This is a genomic window from Pedococcus dokdonensis (assembly GCF_900104525.1).
Lineage (GTDB): Bacteria > Actinomycetota > Actinomycetes > Actinomycetales > Dermatophilaceae > Pedococcus > Pedococcus dokdonensis.
In genome coordinates, this window is sequence record NZ_LT629711.1 from 499,404 (window position 1) to 520,926 (window position 21,523).

Consider the following 21,523-nt stretch of genomic DNA (forward strand, 5'->3'; position numbering starts at 1 on the left):
TGTCCTCCGTGCACCGCTGGACCGACCCCGCCGAGACGCCCCCGGGCCTGCGCCCCTGCGTCGCCACGTTCGGCAACTTCGACGGCGTCCATCTGGGTCACCGGGCCGTGCTGGCGCGGCTCGTCGCCGAGGCGACCGAGCGCGGCCTGCCGAGTGTGGCGGTGACCTTCGACCCGCACCCGGCCGCGATCTTCCACCCCGACACCCTCGAGCTGATCTCTCCCGGACGGCTGCGCGACGACCTGCTCGCGACGACGGGCATCGACGGCCTGCTGGTGCTCGACTTCACCGAGGAGTTCGCCCAGCAGACCGCCGAGGAGTTCATCGTCCACACCTTCGTCGAGACGCTCGGGGCGCAGGTGATCGTGGTGGGCGAGGACGCGCGTGGCTTCGGCCGTGGCTACACCGGCGACGTGAGCACGCTCGCCGCCCTGGGCGCAGAGCACGGCTTCGACGTCGTCGTGCTCGACGACCTCGGCAACGGCGAGCGGTGGTCGTCCTCCGCCGTCCGCCGCCACCTGGCGGCCGGCGAGATCGCCGAGGCCTCGGCCGTCCTCGGGCGGCCGCACCGGATGACCGGCACCGTCGTCCACGGGGCCCACCGCGGCCGTGAGCTGGGCTACCCGACCGCGAACCTCTCGCCCGACTCGCTCGGGCTGGTCCCCGCCGATGGCGTGTATGCCGGGTGGCTCACCCGGGTCTCGAAGGCCGATGACGACCCCGAGCGCACCCTGCCGGCGGCCATCTCGGTGGGCACCAACCCGACCTTCGACGGCACTGTCCGCACCGTCGAGGCCTACGTCCTGGACCGCACCGACCTCGACCTCTACGACGAGGAGGTCACCGTCGAGTTCGTCCACCGCATCAGGCCCACCCTGCGGTTCGACTCGATCGAGGAGCTCCTGGAGGCGATGGCCGGAGACATCGACACGTGCCGACAGGTCCTGGCCTCGATCGTCCCGTCCTGAGTCCACGGTCCCGCCCGGGCGGGCTGTGGGCCAGGGCGAGCGGGGGCTCCGCGCTGTGGTGGCGCAGCGACTGGGGCCTGGTCGTCGCTGCGCTGGGGCTCTCGCTGGTCGGCGCGCTCCTCGTCTACTCCGCGACGCGGCACCAGAGCGGCACCGCCTACCTCGTGCGCCACCTGTTCAACACCGCGGTGGGCGTCGTCCTGGCGGCTGCCGTGACCCGCACGGGCTACCAGTGGCTGCGCGCAGCCGCCCCCTGGCTCTACCTGGTTTCGGTGGCGGGTCTCGTGCTGGTGCTCACCCCGGTCGGGTCCACGGTCAACGGGTCGCACTCGTGGATCCTGCTCCCGGGGGGCTTCTCGGTGCAGCCGTCGGAGTTCGCGAAGGCCGCCCTCTGCCTGGGGATGGCGATCATCCTCGGCGAGCGGATCGACCGGGAGGGTCGCCCCGACGGGCGGGACCTGTTGGTCGCGGTCGTCGTGGCCGCGGTGCCGATCGGGTTGGTCCTGGTGCAGCCCGACCTGGGCTCGGCGCTGGTGCTGGGGGCGCTGGCGTTCGGCGTCATCGCGGTGGCCGGCACGCCCAAGCGCTGGCTCGCCGCAGCGGTGGCACTCGTCGCGGCCGCGGTGGTCGTCGCGCTCACCACGCCCGTCCTCAGCGACTACCAGCGCGACCGCCTGACCGCCTTCGCCAACCCGCAGGCCGACCCGCAGGGGATCGGCTACCAGACGCGACAGGTGCGGATCGCGATCGGATCGGGTGGGTGGCAGGGGCAGGGCCTGTTCGAGGGCCGCCAGACGCAGGGAGGGTTCATCCCCTACCAGCAGACCGACTTCGTCTTCTCGGTCGCGGGGGAGGAGCTGGGCTTCCTCGGCGCCGCCGGGTTGCTGCTCCTGCTCGGGTTCGTCGTGCTCAGGGCGGTGCTGGTGGCCGCCCGCGCCCAGGACGCGTTCGGGCGGCTGCTGGCCTCGGGCGTCGCGGTGTGGTTCCTCTTCCAGGTCTTCGAGAACGTGGGCATGAACCTCGGGGTCACGCCCGTCACCGGCTTGCCCCTGCCGTTCCTGTCGTATGGCGGGTCGTCGATGTTCGCGTGCTGGCTGGCCATCGGACTCATCAACAACGCCCACCTCGCCGCTCGGCGCCGCTGACTCCTCCTGGGTCGGTCACCGGCTCCACGCAGGGGGTCGTTGCGGGTGGCAACCGACCTGAAACCGTTTGGCCACAATCGGGCACGTTCACCCCCGCTGTGGTCCGGTGCATGGCACTATCCCCGAAACCCCTGCACCGAGCCCCCGAGCCGAGGAAGGCCCATGTCGACTCACACCCCCCTGTTCACCGCCCAGAACGAGCGCGTCAACGAGGCGGTGCTGGAGCAACGCCCGGCCACGGTCGCGCACCTGTTCCGCGACCGCGTTGCCAAGTCGCCGAACGCCGAGGCGTTCCGCTTCGCGGAGGACGACTCGTGGTCGTCGGTCACCTGGACCCAGGTCCGGGAGCGCGCCTACCGGCTGGCGGCCGGGCTGGTCGCCCTCGGGGTGCAGCCGGAGGACCGCGTGGCCATCGCGTCCTCGACCCGCTACGAGTGGGCCCTGACCGACCTCGCGGTGATGTGCGCCGGTGGCGCGACCACCACCATCTACCCGACGACGATCGCTCCCGACGTCGCCTACATCCTCTCCAACTCCGGCAGCGTGGTCGTCTTCGCCGAGGACGACGACCAGATCGCCAAGCTGTGGGAGCGCCGGATCGACCTGCCCGAGATCACCCGGGTGGTCACCTTCGACGGGACGTCCGACGGTGAGTGGGTGATCGGTCTCGACGAGCTGGAGCAGATGGGCGCCGAGCTCCTGGCGACGAACTCGTCCATCGTGGATGACCGGATCGACGCGCTGGGCAAGGACCAGCTCGCCACCATCATCTACACCTCCGGCACGACGGGCCGGCCCAAGGGCGTGCGCCTGACGCACGACGCCTGGACCTACGAGGCGGCGGCGGTCGACTCCATCGGGATCCTCAACTCCAGCGACCTGCAGTACCTGTGGCTTCCGCTCGCGCACGTCTTCGGCAAGGTGCTGCTGACCCTGCCGCTGCAGGTGGGCTTCCCGACCGCGATCGACGGCCGCGTCGACAAGATCGTCGACAACCTGGCCGTCGTGCAGCCGACCTTCATGGGCGCTGCACCGCGCATCTTCGAGAAGGCCTACGGCCGGATCACGATGATGATGGCTGCCGAGGGGGGCCTGAAGGAGAAGCTGTTCCTGTGGTCGGTGTCCGTCGGGCGCGAGGTGGCCGGGATGCGGGCCCGCGGTGAGGAGCCCACGGGCATGCTCGCCAAGAAGCTCGCGCTGGCCGACAAGCTGGTGCTCCACAAGGTGCGCCAGCGCTTCGGTGGCCGGATCCGGTTCTTCATCTCCGGGTCGGCGGCCCTGAACAAGGACATCGCCAACTGGTTCGACTCGATCGGGCTCACCATCCTCGAGGGCTACGGGCTCACCGAGACCAGCGCTGCGTCGTTCGTGAACCGCCCGTCGGGCAACGCCATCGGCACGGTGGGCTGGGCGCTCCCGGGCACCGAGGTGCGGATCGCCGAGGACGGCGAGGTGCTGCTGCGTGGCCCCGGCATCATGCAGGGCTACCACGACAAGCCCGAGGAGACCGCCGAGACCAAGGACGCCGACGGCTGGCTGCACACCGGCGACATCGGGGCCCTCGATGACCAGGGCTACCTCAAGATCACCGACCGCAAGAAGGACTTCTTCAAGACCTCGGGTGGCAAGTACGTCGCGCCGTCGCTGATCGAGTCGACCTTCAAGGGCCTGTGCCCCTACGTCAGCCAGTTCATGGTCTACGGCGCGGACCACAACTTCGTCACCGCCCTGGTCACCCTCGACCCCGACGCGATCAAGGAGTGGGCCGAGCTGCACGGGGTGTCCGGCGACTACCGCAAGATCGTGACCTCGAAGGAGGCGCACGACATGGTGCAGGTCTACATCGACAACCTCAACGTGAACCTCAACCGGTGGGAGCAGATCAAGAAGTTCACGATCCTCGACCACGACCTGACCATCGAGGACGGCGACCTGACGCCGAGCCTCAAGCTGCGGCGCAAGGCGGTCAGCGAGAAGTACAAGGAGACGCTCGACGCCCACTACACGGGCTGAGCGCCACCAGACTCCACCGGCGGGTCGGCGACGAGGGGCACGAAGCGGTACCACCCGTGCTCCTCGACCGCCGGCCCGTCGTCGTCTGCCCGCACCCGTAGCATCCGCCCCGCGACGGGGATGACGAGCACCCCGGAGGCGGCGAGCTGGTCCACCAGCTCCGCGGGCAGCTGGGCTGCCTGGGCCGAGACGAGGATGCGGTCGTATGGCGCCCGGGCCGGCCACCCGAGCGTGCCCGGCAGTGAGCGCTCGACGCGGGCCCACGGCATACCCAGTGGTGCGAGGTTGGCGGCACCGAAGGTGACGAGCGCCGGCACCCGTTCCACGCCGGTCACCTCCCCGGTGGGGCCGGTCAGGTGGGCGAGGAGGGCGGTGGTCCAGCCGGACCCCGACCCGACGTCGAGCACCCGGTCGCCGGGCGACACCGCGAGCAGCTCGAGGGTCTGGCGCACCGTGGTGGGTTGGCTGTTGGTCTGGCCGTGACCGATCGACAAGGGCTCGTCGCGTTCCGCGTGGGCGCGCTGACCGGGCGGCAGGAACCCGGTGCGCGGCACCGCTTCCAGGGCCGCGGCGACGCGCTCGGCCGGGCTCGGCACCCTCCCAGTATCAGTGACCGGAGGCGTGGTGCGCGGCGGGAGCGGGATCCGGTCCGGCCCCGATCCAGTGCGCCGAGAGGGCGAGCACCAGCAGCAGGCCGAAGGCGGCGATGATCCGGACCGACGAGGAGCGCATGGGCGCACGGTAGGGCGCAAGGCTGGGAGTTGTCTGGGGCCAGTGGTCGTCTCCCAGCCATTCCCCAGCCAGGGCGCAGCCACCTCCCACCCACCGCGCGCAGTCTGGCCGGGACGCCCCCGGGTGGGGACGGGTCGGAGGTTGCAGGCCATGGCGCTGCTCGGGTGGCCACTTCTCGTCACACTGGGTGCGGGCGTCGTCGCCTGCACCGTGGTGACCCTGCTCCTGTGGTCGCGGGTGCGCGGTCCGGCGCCGGCCCGCGTGGGACAGCGGGTCGCGCTGGTCACGTCGGGGCAGCTCGTCGCGGTGCTGTTCGTCGCGGTGGCTCTCAACGACTACGGCTACTTCTACGGATCGTGGTCCGAGCTCCTCGGGACCTCCGTCTCCGCGCCGGCGGTCGTCCACGCCGCGACCAACCGCGTGACGGGACACCATGGCGGGCCACCCCGGGCGGCCAGGTTCGACCCCTCCCTCGCGGGCATCGACGCCTGGTCCACGCCCACCCAGTGGGCCACCCGCGGACGCGTGGAGGCGGTCACCCTGGTCGGTGCCCACAGCGGGCTCTCGGAGGCGGCCGCGGTCTACCTTCCGCCCCAGTACTTCCAGAAGGCCTACGCGCATCACCGCTTCCCCGGGGTCGAGGTGCTGACCGGCTACCCGGGTGCCACCCGCGAGCTGGTGTCGCGGATGCAGTACCCGGACGTGCTCCTCTCGCAGATCGACGCCCACCGGGCCAGGCCGATGGTCCTGGTCATGCTGCGGCCGACCGCTGCCCCGCCGCGCGACACCGAGTGCACGGACGTCCCGGGCGGCCCGCAGGTGCTGACCTTCCTCGGCGAGGACGTCCCCCGTGAGGTCTCGCACGACCTGCGGGTGGCGACGGTCGGCTGGGGTGTGATGGGCAGCTCCACGGGTGGGTACTGCGCGGCCAAGCTCCTCCTGACCCACTCGACGGTCTTCACCACCGGCGCAGCCCTGTCGGGGTACTACCACACGCTGGAGGACGACACGACGGGCGACCTGTGGGGCGGCTCGGCGGTCCTGCGCGACCTGAACGACCCCGAGTGGCTCCTGCGGCACCAGCCGGCACCACCGGTCTCGCTCTTCGCGACCATCGGCACCGGCGAGGTCAGCGGCACCGGGCTGCAGGACACCCGGCGGTTCGTCGCGCTCGTCCACCCGCCGATGTCGGTGACCTCCGTGGTCATCCAGGGCGGTGGGCACAACTTCAAGGCGTGGTCGCCGATGATGCCGCGTGCGCTGGACTTCCTGTCGGCGCACCTGGCGAGCTGACGGCTCCCGCCCGTCGGTCCGCGGCCGCGGTCAGGGGTGGGTGGCGGCGAGGAGCGTCCGGGCGATGAGCGCGTGCCCCGCCGCGTCGGGGTGGTCGCCGTCCGCCGAGAGCAGCGCCGTGGGGTTGCGGCTCCCGTCGGCGCTGAGGAACGGCTCGTAGAGGTCCACGCAGGTGTCACCGGCAGCACGGGCGGCCGAGCAGATGGCGCGGTTGGCGGCCACGGTCACGGTGTCGCTCCACTCGGCGAACCCGGGTCCCCGGGTCGCATCGGCCACGTCCCCGTCCTCGAACACGTTCCAGTAGGTCGTCACCTCGACCCGCTGCGCCGCAGGCCCGAGCGCACGGATCCTGCGCAGGTCGGAGGCGAGCCCACGCCCCATCGACGCGACGCCTGGTGCCACGCAGCCGGTGTCGCAGCCGCTCCGCTCCCAGCGGTCCTCCAGGCCGGCGAGGTCGTTGGCACCGATCGTGACGACGACGACGTCGGCGGACGCGACCGCCCTGGCCGTTTTGGCCCGAGCAAGCCCCGCGGCCAACGAGCCGGTCGTCAGACCCGGCACGCCCAGGTTGGTCGCCTTCACCGGCCCCCCGTCGCGAGCGGCGAGCAGCCGGGCGAACCGCTCCACGAAGGGAGTGCAGCCGCAGTTGGTGCCCGCGGTCACCGAGTCGCCGAGTCCCACGACCGAGCGGGGGGCCGGCCCAGGGCCGGCTGCGCTGGTGGTCGGGACCGCCGCAGGGCTGCTGGATGGCACGGAGGCCGCCGTCGACGGTGTCCGTCGGGTCGACGGGCCCCCACCGACCACGGCGGTCACGACAGCGAGGGCGACGAGGCCGGCTGCCACCGTCGCTCCGACGGCCAGGGCTGGGCGCGACACCGGGTGGGGAGGCACCGCGCGATGCTAGGAGCGCCGGCTGGGAGAACCGTGGGAGTCTCGGCTGCCCGCGCGGTTCGGTGCTCCGGCGTCCCGCCGTTACCCTTGGGGCACCATGACTTCCACCTCAGGCACCTCCGTCTTCCCCCGGCTCGAGCCCCTGCTCGAGCAGGTCAGCAAGCCGATCCAGTACGTCGGGGGCGAGCTGAACTCCACGGTGAAGGACTGGAACGTCGGCGGCCACGGACCCGGCGGGCAGGAGCTGACCACCCGCTGGGCGCTGATGTACCCCGACGCCTACGAGGTGGGGGTGCCCAACCAGGGCGTCATGATCCTCTACGAAGTCCTCAACGAGCGCCCTGACGCCCTCGCCGAGCGCACCTACGCCGTGTGGCCCGACCTCGAGGCCCTGATGCGCGAGCACGGCGTGCCCCAGTTCACCGTCGACGCCCACCGGTCGGTGCGTGACTTCGACGTGCTGGGCCTGTCGTTCTCGACCGAGCTCGGCTACACCAACATGCTCACCGCGCTCGACCTGGCCGGCATCCCGTTGCACGCGGCCGACCGGGGCGACGACGACCCGATCGTGGTCGCGGGCGGCCACGCGGCGTTCAACCCCGAGCCGGTCGCCGACTTCGTCGACGCGGCGATCGTGGGTGACGGCGAGGAGGCCGTGCTCGCGGTCACCGACCACATCGCCGCGTGGAAGGCCGAAGGTATGCCGGGCGGCCGGCGCGAGCTGCTGCTGCGCCTCGCGCGCACAGGTGGCGTCTACGTGCCGTCGCTCTACGACGTGACCTACCTGCCCGACGGGCGGATCCAGCGGGTCGCGCCGAAGCCCGACGCGCAGGGCGTGCCGTGGCGGGTGTCGAAGCACACCGTCATGGACCTCGACGCGTGGCCCTACCCCAAGCAGCCGCTGGTGCCGCTCGCCGAGTCGGTGCACGAGCGGATGTCGGTCGAGATCTTCCGCGGCTGCACTCGCGGCTGCCGGTTCTGCCAGGCCGGCATGATCACCCGCCCGGTGCGCGAGCGCTCCATCACCGGCATCGGCGAGATGGTCGAGCGTGGGCTTGCCGCGACGGGCTTCGAGGAGGTCGGCCTGCTCTCGTTGTCGTCGGCTGACCACTCAGAGATCGCCGACATCACCAAGGGCCTCGCCGACCGCTACGACGGCACCCAGACCGGTCTGTCGCTGCCGTCGACCCGCGTCGACGCGTTCAACATCGACCTCGCCAACGAGCTGACCCGCAACGGCCGTCGCTCCGGCCTGACCTTCGCCCCCGAGGGCGGCAGCGAGCGGATCCGCAAGGTCATCAACAAGATGGTCTCCGAGGACGACCTCATCCAGACCGTGGCCGCGGCCTACGGTGCGGGCTGGCGGCAGGTGAAGCTCTACTTCATGTGCGGCCTCCCCACCGAGACCGACGAGGACGTGCTGCAGATCGCCGAGCTGGCCAAGAAGGTCATCGAGACCGGTCGCCAGGTCTCCGGGCGTCGCGACATCCGGTGCACCGTCTCGATCGGCGGGTTCGTGCCCAAGCCGCACACGCCGTTCCAGTGGTGCGCCCAGCTCGGCGACGAGGAGACCGACGCCCGACTGGCCAAGCTGCGGGAGGCGATCCGGTCCGACCGGCGCTACGGCTCGTCGATCGGCTTCCGCTACCACGACGGCAAGCCCGGCATCGTCGAGGGACTGCTGTCGCGCGGCGACCGCCGGGTCGGCCGGGTCATCGAGCAGGTGTGGCGCGACGGTGGTCGGTTCGACGGGTGGAGCGAGCACTTCTCGTTCGACCGCTGGATGTCCGCGGCCGAGACCGCGCTGGCCGACCTGCCCGTCGACGTCGCCTGGTACACCACGCGTGAGCGCGGGGAGTCCGAGGTCCTGCCCTGGGACCACATCGACTCCGGGCTCGACAAGGAGTGGCTCTGGGCCGACTGGCAGGACGCCCTCGACGAGACCGAGGTCGACGACTGCCGCTGGACCCCGTGCTTCGACTGCGGTGTGTGCCCCCAGATGGGCACCGACATCGAGATCGGTCCCACCGGCAAGACGCTGCTGCCTCTCACCGTCTTGGGGTCCGGCCGCGAAGCAATGGCCGAGGCGCACGCCCACTGAGCCACCCGGCATACCCGCTCGCCCGTCGCACGACGAGTCTTTGATGGGTTGACCCCACCAGGGCGGGGTCAACCCATCAAAGACTGGGGGTGACGGCATTCAGAGAACTCACACCGAACCCGGTGACATTTGTCATCGGGTTCGGCTGGATCGACGGAGTCGAATGAAGGCGCTCCACCCGGCTCCGTCGAGACCCGGCCGAGCCGTCACCCCTTCCGGAGGTTCCATGTCACGTCTGTCGAGAACCGTCTGCGCCGCAATCGGTGCAGCAGCCCTGGTCACCGCAGCATCGGCCGGCACCGCGCTGGCCGCCCCTGCCGGGCCCCACGCCCTGCCCGGCAGTGTCCCCTCGTGGGCGGTCGCGAAGAACCGCGCCGCGTCCACCGACGCCAACCAGCAGGTCACCTTCCGCGTCTACCTGAACTACCGGGGAGGTGACGCCGCGGCGGCCTACGCGACGGCGGTCTCGACCCCGGGCAGTGCCAACTACCGGAAGTTCCTGACCCCAGCGCAGTTCCGGGCGCAGTTCTCGCCTGCGCAGGCCGACGTCGACTCCGTCTCGTCGTGGCTGAAGAGCCAGGGCTTCACGGTCGGCGCCACCCCTGCCAACCGCAAGTACGTCGAGGCGACGGGCACCCTCGCCCAGGCCGCGAAGGCGTTCGACACCTCGTTCGCGGAGTACCGCACCGACGGCAAGACGGTGCGAGGCAACACGACCGCACTCAAGGTGCCGGCGAACCTCACGGCCGTCGAGGGCGTGGTCGGGCTCGACGAGTCGCAGACGCTGGCCCACCAGGACAAGGTGACCCCCGGTCCGGCGCTGTTCCGCAACGCCCAGCCGATGAGTGACTACTGGGGCCAGAAGACGGTGCAGAACACGCCCACTCCGGACGGCACGGCGCTGCCCTCCACGCCGAGTGCCTTTGCGCCCAAGGGGTATGCCGGGGCGCAGCTCCAGGGCCTCTACGGCATGGGCGGCGCGATCGGCTCGGGCAACGACGGACGCGGGGTGACCGTCGGCATCATCGACGCCTACGCGTCGCCGACGATCCTCCAGGACGCGAACACCTACTCGGCGGCCCACGGGCTCCCGTCGCTGAACGGCCACTTCCGCCAGGTGGTCGCTCCGGGCACGTACAACCGTCCGGAGAACCCGAAGCAGGACCCGCAGGGCTGGGCCGGTGAGGAGACGCTCGACGTCGAGGCCGTCCACACGATGGCTCCGGGAGCGGACATCACCTACATCGGCGCGCCGAACAACTACCGCGACATGGACGCGATCATGAACCGCGTCGTCGACGGACACCTGGCCGACATCGTCACCAACTCCTACGGCTACGGCGGCGAGGCGCTCCCCAACGGCACGATCAAGCCGTCGCTGGACACCCAGATCCAGGCCGCCGCCGAGGGCATGACGCTGTTCTTCTCGTCGGGCGACGACGCTGACGAGACCGGTGGTGTCGCAGGCGCGAGCCCGACCCCCGACTGGCCCGCGTCGAGCCCCTACGTCACGGCGGTCGGTGGCACCAGCGCCGGTGTGTCGCAGTCGAACTCGCGAGTCTTCGAGGTCGGCTGGGAGACCGGCAAGAGCACGCTCGACAAGGCGACCACGACGTGGAGCGCCCCGGCGTTCCTCTACGGCAGTGGTGGCGGCACGTCGCGGCTGTTCGCCCAGCCGTCCTACCAGGCCGGCGTCGTGCCGGACGCGATCTCCAAGACGTACGGTGGGGCCGCGATGCGGACCGTCCCTGACGTCGCGGCGCTCGGTGACCCGAACACCGGCATGCTGGTCGGGGAGACCCAGACCTTCCCGGACGGTTCGCAGCACTACTCCGAGTACCGCATCGGCGGCACGTCGCTGGCCTCACCGCTCTACGCGGGCATGTTCGCCCTGGCGCAGCAGAAGGCCGGCCACGCCTTCGGGCTCGCCAACCCGGTGCTCTACCGGGCCCGCACGGCGAGCATCGACATCACGAAGGCCGACCTCGGCGCCTACCCCGGCGACGTCCGGTCCGACTACGTGAACGGCGTGGACGCGACGGGCGGCTACGTCTACAGCGCCCGGTGGTTCGACCGCGACGAGAGCCTGACCATCCACGTGCGGCCCGGCTACGACGACGTCACCGGCGTCGGGGTGCCGCAGGGCCAGGCCTGGCTGGCCGCGGTCTCCGGGTCGTGAGGGCGGGAGGTGCCGTGACCACCGGGGACCGACTCTCAGGGAACTCACATGAAACCGGTGACATATGTCATCGGAGGATGAGCCCCGCTCGGTATCCAATATCAGTGGTCGCGGTCGCCTCCTCCTGACCGCCGTGCACCGGCCGGCAAGTCCCCTTCACTTCGCCGGCCCGGTGCCACCCCCAGCTCCTCGTGCGGAGAGGGCTGGGTATGCCGCCCGCTCGCCCGGCCTCGCGCCAGGGCAGAGCGGGCGGCCTACGTCTGCGGCCGGTGTGGCGGTGGCTCGCCTGGGCTCGCCGCATGGGTGAGCGGGCGGCATACGTGTCGGGTTCCGCACGGCCGACGACCTGATGCGCCTCGACCTCTGACGGCGCCGGGACCCCCGAGCGGTCCGGGACGTCCTGCGGCTAACCCATCCGGCTCGCGAACCACGGCCGGTGCAGGTCGAGGTAGCGCATGTCGCTGACCTGTGCCATCTCCGCCTCGAACTCGCTGCGCTGCGGCTCGGGCATGTCCATCTGCTCGCCCTTGCGCGCCGCTTCCTCGCTGCGGAACGCGACCGTCTCGGTGAAGAAGCCGTCGTCGTCGATGGCGATGGTGCCGCCGATGATCTCGGGCCGCGCCTCGTGCAGCATGTCCATCGGCTGGTCCATGAACCGGCGGAACCGCTCGGGGTCGCTGAGCCGGCCCTGCATGACCTGCACGAAACCGGCGTCGTCCGATCCGCCGTCGAGGAACATCTGCGCGTTGTCGCAGTCGTGGAACATGACGTCGCCGTCGAAGCACTCCTGCATCTTCGCGAACCACTCGCCCTGCTCGGGCCGGGTCGAGTTCCTGGCAGCGGCCTCCCGGCTCTCGAACCGCACCACGCCCACGAACTCACCGTCGTCGGTCATGCCGTAGGTCCCGCCCAGCCAGCCCTCGGCCGTCGGTCCCAGCTGCTCGCGCCACTCGTCGGTCAGCTGGTGCATTCGGTCGGCGTCGCGACACCGACCCTGGATGATCTGGATGAACACCTCTCAACCCTCCGCTTCTCTGCAGGGGCCGCTTCCCGGCGAAGTGGTCCAACTCCCGAAGTTACGCCGACCGCCGGGAGCCGTCACCGGACAATCCGGGCCGTGCGCCCAGCGGTCGCGAGTGGGTCAGGCGAACAGCGCGCCGACCACCTCGCGGAAGGTCCGGGTGTGCAGGTCGACGTCGTCGCGCGAGGTCTCCGGGCACATCAGCGCCATGTTGTGGAACGGCGTCATGAGGATGCCGCGGTTGGCCATCGCGAGGTGCAGGTAGGCGTCGAGCGCGTCGTCGGCGGCGGCCGCGGACTCCTCGCCGGTGCGGGGCGCGGGGCGTGCGAAGCGGTACTCCGCCCGGGCGCCGAGCCGGCTGATCGACCACGGGACGTCGAGCTCGTCGAGGGTGGCCTGGACTCCCTCGGTGAAGGCGCTCGCGAGAGCGGTCATGTGCGCGAACGCCTCAGGTGTCAGCACCTCGCCCAGCGTGGCGCGCATGGCGGCCGTCGAGAGCGCGTTGCCGGCGAGGGTGCCCCCGACGCCACCGACGTCGACGATGTCGGCGTCGCCCGCCTCGGTGTGACGCGTGACGGCGGCCGCCACCTCCGCCGACAGCCCGTAGGCCCCGCACGGGATCCCTCCGCCGATGGACTTCCCGATCACGAAGACGTCGGGTGCCAGCCCCCACTCGCGGGTCGCGCCGCCCCACCCCGCCGAGAAGGTGTGCGTCTCGTCGATCACCAGCAACGCGCCATACCTCGTCGCGAGCTCACGGACCCCCTCGAGGAAGCCCGGCTCCGGCAGCACGATCCCGATGTTCGTGAGGGCCGGCTCGGTGAGCACCGCCGCCACGTCACCGTGCGCGAGCGCTGCCTCCACCGAGGCGAGGTCGTTCCAGGTGGCCACCCGGGTGGTGAGGTCGAGGTCGACCGGGGGAGCGACGTTGCCGGGACGGCTCTCGGCCTTGCCATCGGGCCCGGGCAGCGCGAAGGCCTCGTCGACCGAGCCGTGGTAGCAGTACGCGAAGACCAGCACCTTCGGCCGGCCGGTGGCCAGGCGCGCCAGCCGGATCGCCCAGCGGTTCGCGTCGGTGGCCGACAGCGTGAAGCTCCAGAGCGGCATACCGAACCGGCGCTCCAGCTCGGCCCCCACCCACTGGGCGTCAGCGGTCGGCAGCATCGTCGTGATCCCGCCGAGCTGGCCGGCCCGCCGCTGCACGGCGGCAACCGTGGCAGCGGGGGAGTGGCCCGCCATCGCGCCGGTGTCCCCGAGCGCGAAGTCGACGTAGGTGTGGCCGTCGACGTCCGTCACCCGGTTGCCGGTGGCGGAGTCGAGGTAGAGCGGGAAGCCGCCCGACCACATGTTCATCCACGTCATCGGAACCCGGCCGAACAGGTTGCCGGCCTCCTCGAAGAGCATGCGGCTGCGGGGGTGCCTGTCGGTGTACGCCGCCTGCTCACCGTCGAGGAGCGTGGCCAGCAGGGTGCGGTCGAGGTCTGCCATGGGCCCACGCTAGGAGCCCGGACCGGCGCGCGGGGCCGGACTGCGGATTCCGTAGGCTGGTCGCATGGCTCGTCAGCGCGTCCCCGAAGGTCCACCCCCCGCGCCGGCGGTGCAGAAGCTGCGGGTGAGGTACGCCAAGCGGGGACGGCTGCGGTTCTCCTCGACGCGCGACTTCCAGCGGGCCCTCGAGCGGGCCCTGCGCCGGGCCGGGGTGCCGATGGCGTTCTCCGCGGGCTTCCACCCGCACCCGAAGATCAGCTACGCGAACGCCGCGCCGACCGGCACCGCGAGCGAGGCCGAGTACTTCGAGATCTCGGTGACCGAGCGGGTCGACCCGGAGTCGGTGCGGCGCGCCCTCGACGAGGCGCTGCCGCAGGGGCTCGACGTGCTCGAGGTGGTCGAGGCTGCTCCCGGGGCGCTCGCCGACCGGTTGCAGGGCAGCGACTGGGTGATGGATTTCGCCGGGGTCACCGTCGAAGAGCTCCAGACTGCCGCTGACCAGCTGCTCGCGCTCGACCGGGCCGAGGTGACCCGGACCTTCAAGACCGGGCCCAGGACGTTCGACGTCAGGTCCGCCGTCGTGTCGTTGACCACCCAGCCGTCCGAGCGCCCGGACTGTGCGATACTTCGGGTGGTTGTACGGCACACCACACCGGCCGTACGCCCCGACGACGTCCTGACCGCGCTGCGAGCAGCCACGGAGCTGGCGCCACCGACACCACCCCTGGTGACCCGACTGGCGCAAGGCCCGCTGCGACCCGCAACCGCTGGGGTGGCTGATCCACTGGCTGCCGACGAGGACGACGACGGCGTCTGACGAGGTGCCGCGCGACCTGCGCGAGCCTCGACGGGCGTAGCCCAACCGACTTCCGTGTCGACGGCACCCGCCGCAGGCACGAGCAACACCGCGCACCACGTGACCGAGGCAGAGTCCGATCCGGGCTCTGGGTGTGGTCTCAGTCCGTGGGTGACGGAAGGACGCCACGGATGGCCTCCATGGAAGACCACAACACCCCCGACTCCGCTTCGCAGGACGCTCCCGCCGAGGGTGCGGGGAGCGCTCCGGCCACGGATGCGGCCCCGGCCCGCAAGCGCGCCCGCCGCGCGACCAAGAAGGCCAGCGCCCCGGTGGTCGCCGAGCCCGCAGCGGTCGCCGAGCCCGCAGCGAACGCCGGCCCGGCCGAGCCCGCTGCCTCCGCGGAAACGGACGACGCGAGCGCCGAGGGTGCGGCCCCCGCCGGCAAGCCGGTCAAGAAGGCTGCTGCCAAGAAGGCGACGGCCAAGAAGGCCACCGCGAAGAAGGCCACTGCGAAGAAGGCCACTGCGAAGAAGGCCACGGCCAAGAAGGCCACCAAGGCGGCCCAGGTCGTCGACGAGGCCCCGGCCGACGAGGCGCTCGCCGACGAGATGGCTGATGAGACGGCCACTGACGAGATGGTCTCGGGTGTCGCGACCCCGGCCGAGGCGTCCAGCGCCGACGAGACCGACGAGGACAGCGAGCCCGAGGCGGAGGGTCAGCCCGCCGCCGCGCCCACCTTCGGCGTGCTCTTCCAGGCTCCCGAGCCGGCCGCCGCCCGCCCCACCCGTCGTCGTGCGGCGACCAAGGCCGCTGGCCCGCCGCAGCCCGCCAGCGACGTCGCCGAGCCGGACGCCGCTGAGCGCACCGACTCCTCGGACCCGACGGGCGCGGCCGCTGAGGGCGACCAGGGCGCCGACCAGGGTCCGGCGCCGCGTCGCCGTCGTGGCCGTGGCAAGGCCGCCCAGGCCGACAGCGCGCCCGCGGCCGACTCCGACGAGTCGGCGGGCTCCGACCAGGACCAGCAGGACGATGCCGCTGGTCAGGCGCGCGACGACGAGGCCGAGGGCGGCAGCGAGGGCGGTCGCCGTCGTCGCCGCCGCGGGGGCAAGGGTCGCGGTCGCGGTCGCGGTCAGTCCGACACCGGTGACTCCGCAGCCCCGGGTGACGAGGACGACGAGTCCAGCAGCGCCGACGGCGCCGACGCCGAGGCGTCCGACGACCAGGCCGGTGAGGGCGAGGGCTCGTCGAGCCGCCGTCGTCGCCGTCGTCGTCGCAGCGGTTCGTCCGCCGAGGGCGACGACCCGCCCGGCACGACGACGCGGGTGCGTGAGTCGCGCCGGGACGAGCCGCAGAGCGTGAAGGGCTCGACCCGCCTCGAGGCCAAGAAGCAGCGTCGCCGCGAGGGCCGCGAGGCCGGCCGACGCCGCACCATCATCACCGAGGCCGAGTTCCTGGCCCGCCGCGAGAGCGTCGAGCGGGTGATGGTCGTCCGCGAGCGCGAGGGCCGCACCCAGATCGGCGTGCTCGAGGACGACGTGCTCGTCGAGCACTACGTCTCCCGCGAGACCAACGCCTCGATGGCCGGCAACGTCTACCTCGGTCGCGTCCAGAACGTGCTGCCGTCGATGGAGGCCGCCTTCGTCGACATCGGCAAGGGCCGCAACGCCGTCCTCTACGCCGGTGAGGTCAACTGGGACGCCGCGGGCCTCGAGAACAACCAGCCGAAGCGGATCGAGAACGCCCTCAAGTCCGGCGACACCGTGCTCGTGCAGGTCACCAAGGACCCGATCGGTCACAAGGGCGCCCGGCTCACCAGCCAGATCTCGCTGCCCGGCCGCTACCTGGTCTACGTGCCCGAGGGCTCCATGACCGGCATCTCGCGCAAGCTCCCCGACACCGAGCGCAGCCGCCTCAAGGGCATCCTCAAGGAGGTCGTGCCCGACAGCGCCGGCGTCATCGTGCGCACCGCCGCAGAGGGCGCCAGCGAGGAGGAGCTGCGGGCCGACGTCGAACGGCTCACCAAGACCTGGGACAAGATCAAGGCCAAGGCCGACTCCAAGAGCAAGGGCAAGGGTGGCGCGCCCACCCTCGTCCACGGCGAGCCCGACCTGACCGTCCGGGTCATCCGCGACGTGTTCAACGAGGACTTCACCTCGCTGGTCGTCGCCGGCGAGCAGGCCTGGGGCGAGGTCAGCGAGTACCTCGGCGACGTGGCCCCCGACCTGGCCGGACGCCTGAAGAAGTGGACCTCCGAGGAGGACCTGTTCACCCACTACCGGGTGGACGAGCAGATCGCCAAGGCGATGGACCGCAAGGTCTGGCTGCCGTCCGGCGGCTCACTGGTGATCGACCGCACCGAGGCGATGACGGTCGTCGACGTCAACACCGGCAAGTTCGTCGGGTCGGGTGGCAACCTCGAGGAGACCGTCACCAAGAACAACATCGAGGCCGCCGAGGAGATCGTCCGCCAGCTCCGCCTGCGCGACATCGGCGGGATCATCGTCATCGACTTCATCGACATGGTCCTCGAGAGCAACCGCGAGCTCGTCGTGCGGCGCCTGCTCGAGTGCCTCGGGCGCGACCGCACCAAGCACCAGGTCGCCGAGGTGACCTCGCTCGGCCTGGTCCAGATGACCCGCAAGCGGGTCGGCTCCGGGCTGATCGAGGTGTTCTCCGAGACCTGCGAGCACTGTGGCGGGCGCGGGATCATCGTGCACGCCGACCCGGTGGAGAGGTCCTCCGGTGGCGGCGACGGCGGCGGGCGCGACAACGGTGGCAACGGTGGGGGCTCCTCCTCTGGCGCCCAGAGCCGCAGTGGCCGGGGTCGGCGCGGCCGCTCCGGTACGACCGGCCCGGCCACCCCCGAGCCGGTGGCCCAGCCCACGCACTCCGGGCCCACCCCGGCGCAGATCGCCGCCGCGGCGCACGCGGCTGCGCTCAAGTCGGCCGACCACCACCACGACGACCACGACGGCGAGGGTGGTCACGAGCACGAGCACGAGCACGAGCACGAGCACCAGCACGAGGACGCCGGTCAGGACGCCCCGGTCGTCGAGGTGCACGAGGACGTCGCCGAGCAGGACGTCACGCCGTCGCAGCCCGAGCAGTCCGAGCAGCCCGAGCCTGAGTCCCAGCCCGAGCCCGAGTCGCAGCCCGAGGCCGAGTCCGAGGCTGAGTCCCAGCCCGAGGTCGCCCCGGCGCCCGAGCCGGTCGACGAGCCGGTCGCGGAGGCGCCCAAGCGGCGCCGTCGTGGACGGGTGGTGGCCCCCGCGGGACCGCCGCGTGGCGGGACCCCGAACAGCGGTGCGGAGAGCGGTTTGGAGCAGGACGGCTCCACCCGGTAATCTTGTCCCTTGGTGCGCCCACCGTCCGGCGTCCGTCAGTTGTGCTCAGGCACAGCGCGGGTAGCTGCCGGCCGGTCCAGACAGAGAGCGCGTGCCACCCGAAGCAGTGAAAGAGAGTTCCACGTGTACGCGATTGTTCGCGCTGGTGGTCGCCAGGAGAAGGTCTCCGTCGGCGATGTCCTCATCATCGACAAGGTCAGCGGCAAGCCCGGCGACAGCCTCGACCTGGTCCCCCTCCTCGTGGTCGACGGCTCGACCGTGACCAGCGACGCCGACAAGCTCGCCAAGGTCACCGTCAAGGCCGAGGTCGTCAAGCCCGCCAAGGGCCCGAAGATCACGATCATGAAGTACAAGAACAAGACCGGCTACCGCAAGCGTCAGGGCCACCGTCAGCACCTGACCCAGGTCAAGATCACCGCGATCGACGCCTGAGTTTCGGACCAGAGACCCAGAGAAGGCAGGTACTGACATGGCACACAAGAAGGGTGCGTCCTCGACCCGTAACGGTCGCGACTCGAACGCACAGTTCCTCGGCGTGAAGCGCTACGGCGGCCAGCTCGTCAACGCGGGCGAGATCCTCGTCCGCCAGCGTGGCACCCACTTCCACCCGGGCGACGGTGTCGGCCGCGGTGGCGACGACACGCTGTTCGCGCTGGTCGCGGGCAACGTCGAGTTCGGCACCAAGCGCCGTCGTCGCGTCGTCAACATCGTCCCGGTGGAGACCGCGGACGCCAGCTGACCTCCGGGCGAAGCAGGACGTCAGAAACTTTCGGTATGCCGCGTGGCCCGGCCACGTGACTGACCGCACCGGAGGGGGCGGGCCCGACCAGGGCCCGCCCCCTCCGCACGTCTTTCCTAGAATCTCCCCACAGACCCAGAGGAGTCTCCCCATGACCACGTTCGTCGACCGCGTCGTGCTGCACGTCGCCGCCGGCGACGGTGGCCACGGCGTGGCCTCGGTCAAGCGCGAGAAGTTCAAGCCGCTCGGCGGCCCCGACGGCGGCAACGGCGGGCGGGGTGGCAACGTCATCCTGCGGGTCGACCCCAACGTCACCACGCTGCTGGACTACCACCACCACCCCCACCGCAAGGCGACCAACGGCAAGCCGGGCGCCGGTGACGAGCGCAACGGCGCCGACGGCGGCGACCTCGTCCTGCCCGTGCCCGAGGGCACCGTCGTCAAGGACGGCTCGGGTGCGGTGCTGATGGACCTCGTCGGGCTCGACGGTGAGTTCATCGTCGCCAAGGGCGGCCGCGGGGGACTGGGCAACAAGGCGCTCGCGTCGGCCCGCCGCAAGGCCCCGGGCTTCGCGCTCCTCGGCGAACCGGGCGACGCCCTCGACATCGTGCTCGAGCTGAAGTCGCTCGCCGACGTCGCGTTGATCGGCTTCCCGTCCGCGGGCAAGTCCTCGCTCGTCTCGGTGCTGTCGGCGGCCCGGCCGAAGATCGCCGACTACCCGTTCACGACCCTGGTGCCCAACCTGGGGGTCGTGCAGGCCGGTGACGGCCGGTTCACCATCGCCGACGTCCCGGGGCTCATCCCCGGCGCCAGCGAGGGCAAGGGCCTGGGGCTGGAGTTCCTGCGCCACGTCGAGCGCTGCTCGGTGCTCGTGCACGTCATCGACTGCGCGACGCTCGAGCCGGGCCGCGACCCGATGACCGACCTCGACGTCATCGAGCAGGAGCTGGCGCAGTACGTCCCCGACGAGAGCCTGGGGGGTCGGCCGCTGGCCGAGCGCACCCGCATCGTCGTGCTCAACAAGGCCGACGTGCCCGACGCACTCGAGCTCGCCGAGCTGGTCAAGCCCGACCTCGAGGCGCGGGGCATCGAGGTGTTCGTCGTCTCCGCGGTGGCCCACACGGGCCTGCGCGAGCTGACCTTCGCGATGGCCCGGCACGTCGCCGCGGCCCGGGCCGAGATCGAGGCCGTTGCCGCGGCGACCCCCCAGCGGATCGTCATCCGCCCGAAGGCGGTCGACGACTCGGGCTTCAAGGTGATCCGCGAGAACACCGCAGACGGTGAGGTGTTCCGGATCGAGGGTGAGCGCCCGACCCGCTGGGTGCGCCAGACCGACTTCTCCAACGACGAGGCCGTCGGCTACCTCGCCGACCGGCTGGGCCGGGCCGGGGTCGAGGAGGCGCTGTTCAAGGCAGGCGCCGTGGCTGGTGCGACCGTGCTGATCGGGCCCAAGGACAACGCCGTGGTCTTCGACTGGGAGCCCACCCTCGTGGCCGGTGCCGAGCTGCTGGGCGCCCGGGGCACCGACCTGCGCCTCGAGGAGGTCAGCCGCCCCACCCGTGACGACAAGCGTGCCGACTACGCCGAGCGCAGGGTCGCCCGGACCGCGGCACGCGATGAGCTCGCGGCCGAGCGCAAGGCGGGGCACTGGGCCACGGCGAAGGACGAGGACGACGACGAATGAGCGCGGCTGACCGCCGGGGCGACGTGGCGCGCGCCCGGCGCCTGGTGGTCAAGGTCGGGTCCTCCAGCCTGACCGACGTCGGGGGCGGCTCGCTCGACGAGGCGCCCCTGGTCGCCATCGTCGACGCCCTGGCCCAGCGCATCACCGCCGGCCACCAGGTCGTGCTGGTCTCGTCGGGCGCGATCGCCGCCGGCATCGCACCGCTGGGACTCGCGAAGCGGCCCTGGGACCTGGCCACCCAGCAGGCGGCGGCGAGCGTGGGGCAGGGAGCCCTCGTCGCGGCATACCAGCGCGCCTTCGGTGCCCACGGGCTTACCGTCGGGCAGGTGCTGCTGACCGCCGACGACGTCACCCGGCGCTCGCACTACACCAACGCCCGGCGCACCCTCGACCGGCTGCTCGAGCTGGGCATCGTGCCGATCGTCAACGAGAACGACACGGTGGCCACCCACGAGATCCGGTTCGGCGACAACGACCGGCTCGCGTCGCTGGTCGCCCACCTCGTGCACGCCGACGGGCTCGTGCTGCTCACCGACGTCGATGCCCTGTATGACGGGCCGCCCAGCAAGCCGGGGACCCGGCGGGTGCCGACCGTGGTCGGTGGCGCCGGGCTGGACGACATCGTCATCGGGGGCACCGGGTCGAGCGTCGGCAGCGGTGGCATGGTCACGAAGGTCGAGGCAGCTTCGATCGCGAACGCGGCGGGCATCACCACCGTGCTGACCAGTGCGGACCGGGTGGCGCAGGCGCTGGCCGGTGAGGACGTCGGCACGGTGTTCGTGCCGACCGGCTCGAGGCGCACGTCGCGCAAGCTCTGGCTGGCCCATGCCACGACGCCGATGGGTCGCCTCGTGCTCGACCCGGGTGCCGTGCGGGCGGTGACCGAGCGTCGCACCTCCTTGCTCCCGGCCGGGATCACCGGGGTGGAGGGGACCTTCTCCGACGGCGACCCGGTCGACCTCTGTGCCCCCGACGGCCGCGTCATCGGCCGCGGGCTGGTCAACTACACCTCCGCCGAGCTGCCCGGCATGCTGGGCCGGTCGACGCGCGACCTGGCCAAGGAGCTCGGTCCCGAGTACGAGCGCGAGGTCGTCCACCGCGACGACCTGGCCCTGCTCTAGCGGCG

Annotated in this window: 17 protein-coding genes; 12 read left to right on the forward strand and 5 right to left on the reverse strand. The window is 71.6% G+C overall.

Annotated elements, in window-relative coordinates; all coding sequences use genetic code 11:
* The first annotated feature begins 8 nt into the window (after positions 1-8).
* From BLQ34_RS02510 to BLQ34_RS02520, 3 genes are all read left to right on the forward strand, one after another.
* A complete protein-coding gene (locus BLQ34_RS02510) occupies positions 9-968 on the forward strand; it encodes a bifunctional riboflavin kinase/FAD synthetase (RefSeq protein ID WP_231961408.1) in 960 nt (319 codons plus the stop codon).
* Positions 932-2,113 carry a rod shape-determining protein RodA gene (gene rodA, locus BLQ34_RS02515; RefSeq protein ID WP_331712519.1) on the forward strand — a complete coding sequence of 394 codons (1,182 nt, stop codon included), beginning with the start codon at positions 932-934 and terminating at the stop codon, positions 2,111-2,113. The genes BLQ34_RS02510 and rodA overlap by 37 nt, the downstream gene beginning before the upstream one ends.
* Positions 2,114-2,275: 162 nt before the next feature.
* Positions 2,276-4,126: an AMP-dependent synthetase/ligase gene (locus BLQ34_RS02520; protein ID WP_091781045.1), complete on the forward strand. Its 1,851-nt coding sequence runs from the start codon at positions 2,276-2,278 to the stop codon at positions 4,124-4,126.
* On the opposite strand, the gene BLQ34_RS02525 is transcribed toward BLQ34_RS02520, so the two are convergent.
* Both BLQ34_RS02525 and BLQ34_RS19395 read right to left on the reverse strand, forming a co-directional pair.
* Positions 4,114-4,722 carry a protein-L-isoaspartate O-methyltransferase family protein gene (locus BLQ34_RS02525; RefSeq protein ID WP_231961409.1) on the reverse strand — a complete coding sequence of 203 codons (609 nt, stop codon included), beginning with the start codon at positions 4,720-4,722 and terminating at the stop codon, positions 4,114-4,116. The two genes, BLQ34_RS02520 and BLQ34_RS02525, sit on opposite strands and share 13 nt — an antisense overlap.
* Before the next feature lie 10 nt (positions 4,723-4,732).
* Positions 4,733-4,858, reverse strand: a complete 126-nt coding sequence (locus BLQ34_RS19395; RefSeq protein ID WP_269457317.1) for a hypothetical protein — start codon at positions 4,856-4,858, stop codon at positions 4,733-4,735.
* Between the two features lie 150 nt (positions 4,859-5,008).
* Between BLQ34_RS19395 and BLQ34_RS02530 the strand changes: the two genes are divergently transcribed.
* On the forward strand, positions 5,009-6,151 hold the full coding sequence (locus BLQ34_RS02530; protein ID WP_091781051.1) for an alpha/beta hydrolase: 1,143 nt from the start codon (positions 5,009-5,011) through the stop codon (positions 6,149-6,151).
* Positions 6,152-6,181: 30 nt separating this feature from the next.
* On the opposite strand, the gene BLQ34_RS02535 is transcribed toward BLQ34_RS02530, so the two are convergent.
* Entirely contained in the window at positions 6,182-7,042 is an 861-nt protein-coding gene (locus BLQ34_RS02535) for an SGNH/GDSL hydrolase family protein (protein WP_091781055.1), read from the reverse strand.
* A gap of 97 nt (positions 7,043-7,139) precedes the next feature.
* Here BLQ34_RS02535 and BLQ34_RS02540 point away from each other — a divergent pair, with 97 nt between their 5' ends.
* Together BLQ34_RS02540 and BLQ34_RS02545 are read left to right on the forward strand one after the other, a co-directional pair.
* Positions 7,140-9,143: a TIGR03960 family B12-binding radical SAM protein gene (locus BLQ34_RS02540; RefSeq protein ID WP_091781058.1), complete on the forward strand. Its 2,004-nt coding sequence runs from the start codon at positions 7,140-7,142 to the stop codon at positions 9,141-9,143.
* A gap of 226 nt (positions 9,144-9,369) precedes the next feature.
* Positions 9,370-11,322 (forward strand): S53 family peptidase, encoded by a 1,953-nt coding sequence (locus tag BLQ34_RS02545; protein WP_172829335.1) that lies wholly within the window; start codon positions 9,370-9,372, stop codon positions 11,320-11,322.
* Positions 11,323-11,728: 406 nt separating this feature from the next.
* Here BLQ34_RS02545 and BLQ34_RS02550 read toward each other — a convergent pair whose 3' ends face one another.
* On the reverse strand, positions 11,729-12,337 hold the full coding sequence (locus BLQ34_RS02550; protein WP_091781063.1) for a hypothetical protein: 609 nt from the start codon (positions 12,335-12,337) through the stop codon (positions 11,729-11,731).
* 126 nt (positions 12,338-12,463) lie between these two features.
* A complete protein-coding gene (locus tag BLQ34_RS02555; RefSeq protein ID WP_091781066.1) occupies positions 12,464-13,831 on the reverse strand; it encodes a transaminase in 1,368 nt (455 codons plus the stop codon).
* 64 nt (positions 13,832-13,895) lie between these two features.
* On the opposite strand from BLQ34_RS02555, the gene BLQ34_RS02560 reads away from it, so the two are divergent.
* From BLQ34_RS02560 to proB, 6 genes are all read left to right on the forward strand, one after another.
* Positions 13,896-14,648, forward strand: coding sequence for a TIGR03936 family radical SAM-associated protein (locus BLQ34_RS02560; RefSeq protein WP_091781069.1), 753 nt, complete (start codon positions 13,896-13,898; stop codon positions 14,646-14,648).
* 170 nt (positions 14,649-14,818) lie between these two features.
* A complete protein-coding gene (locus BLQ34_RS02565) occupies positions 14,819-17,974 on the forward strand; it encodes an Rne/Rng family ribonuclease (RefSeq protein ID WP_091781072.1) in 3,156 nt (1,051 codons plus the stop codon).
* A gap of 123 nt (positions 17,975-18,097) precedes the next feature.
* Complete coding sequence (rplU, locus tag BLQ34_RS02570; protein WP_091781075.1) at positions 18,098-18,406, forward strand: 50S ribosomal protein L21; 309 nt, start codon at positions 18,098-18,100, stop codon at positions 18,404-18,406.
* Positions 18,407-18,443: 37 nt separating this feature from the next.
* Complete coding sequence (gene rpmA, locus BLQ34_RS02575) at positions 18,444-18,713, forward strand: 50S ribosomal protein L27 (protein WP_091781078.1); 270 nt, start codon at positions 18,444-18,446, stop codon at positions 18,711-18,713.
* 151 nt (positions 18,714-18,864) lie between these two features.
* The gene (obgE, locus tag BLQ34_RS02580) at positions 18,865-20,397 is read left to right on the forward strand and encodes a GTPase ObgE (protein ID WP_091781081.1); all 1,533 of its coding nucleotides are present in this window, start codon (positions 18,865-18,867) and stop codon (positions 20,395-20,397) included.
* On the forward strand, positions 20,394-21,518 hold the full coding sequence (gene proB, locus BLQ34_RS02585) for a glutamate 5-kinase (RefSeq protein ID WP_091781084.1): 1,125 nt from the start codon (positions 20,394-20,396) through the stop codon (positions 21,516-21,518). Before obgE ends, proB begins: the two co-directional genes overlap by 4 nt.
* Positions 21,519-21,523: the final 5 nt, after the last annotated feature.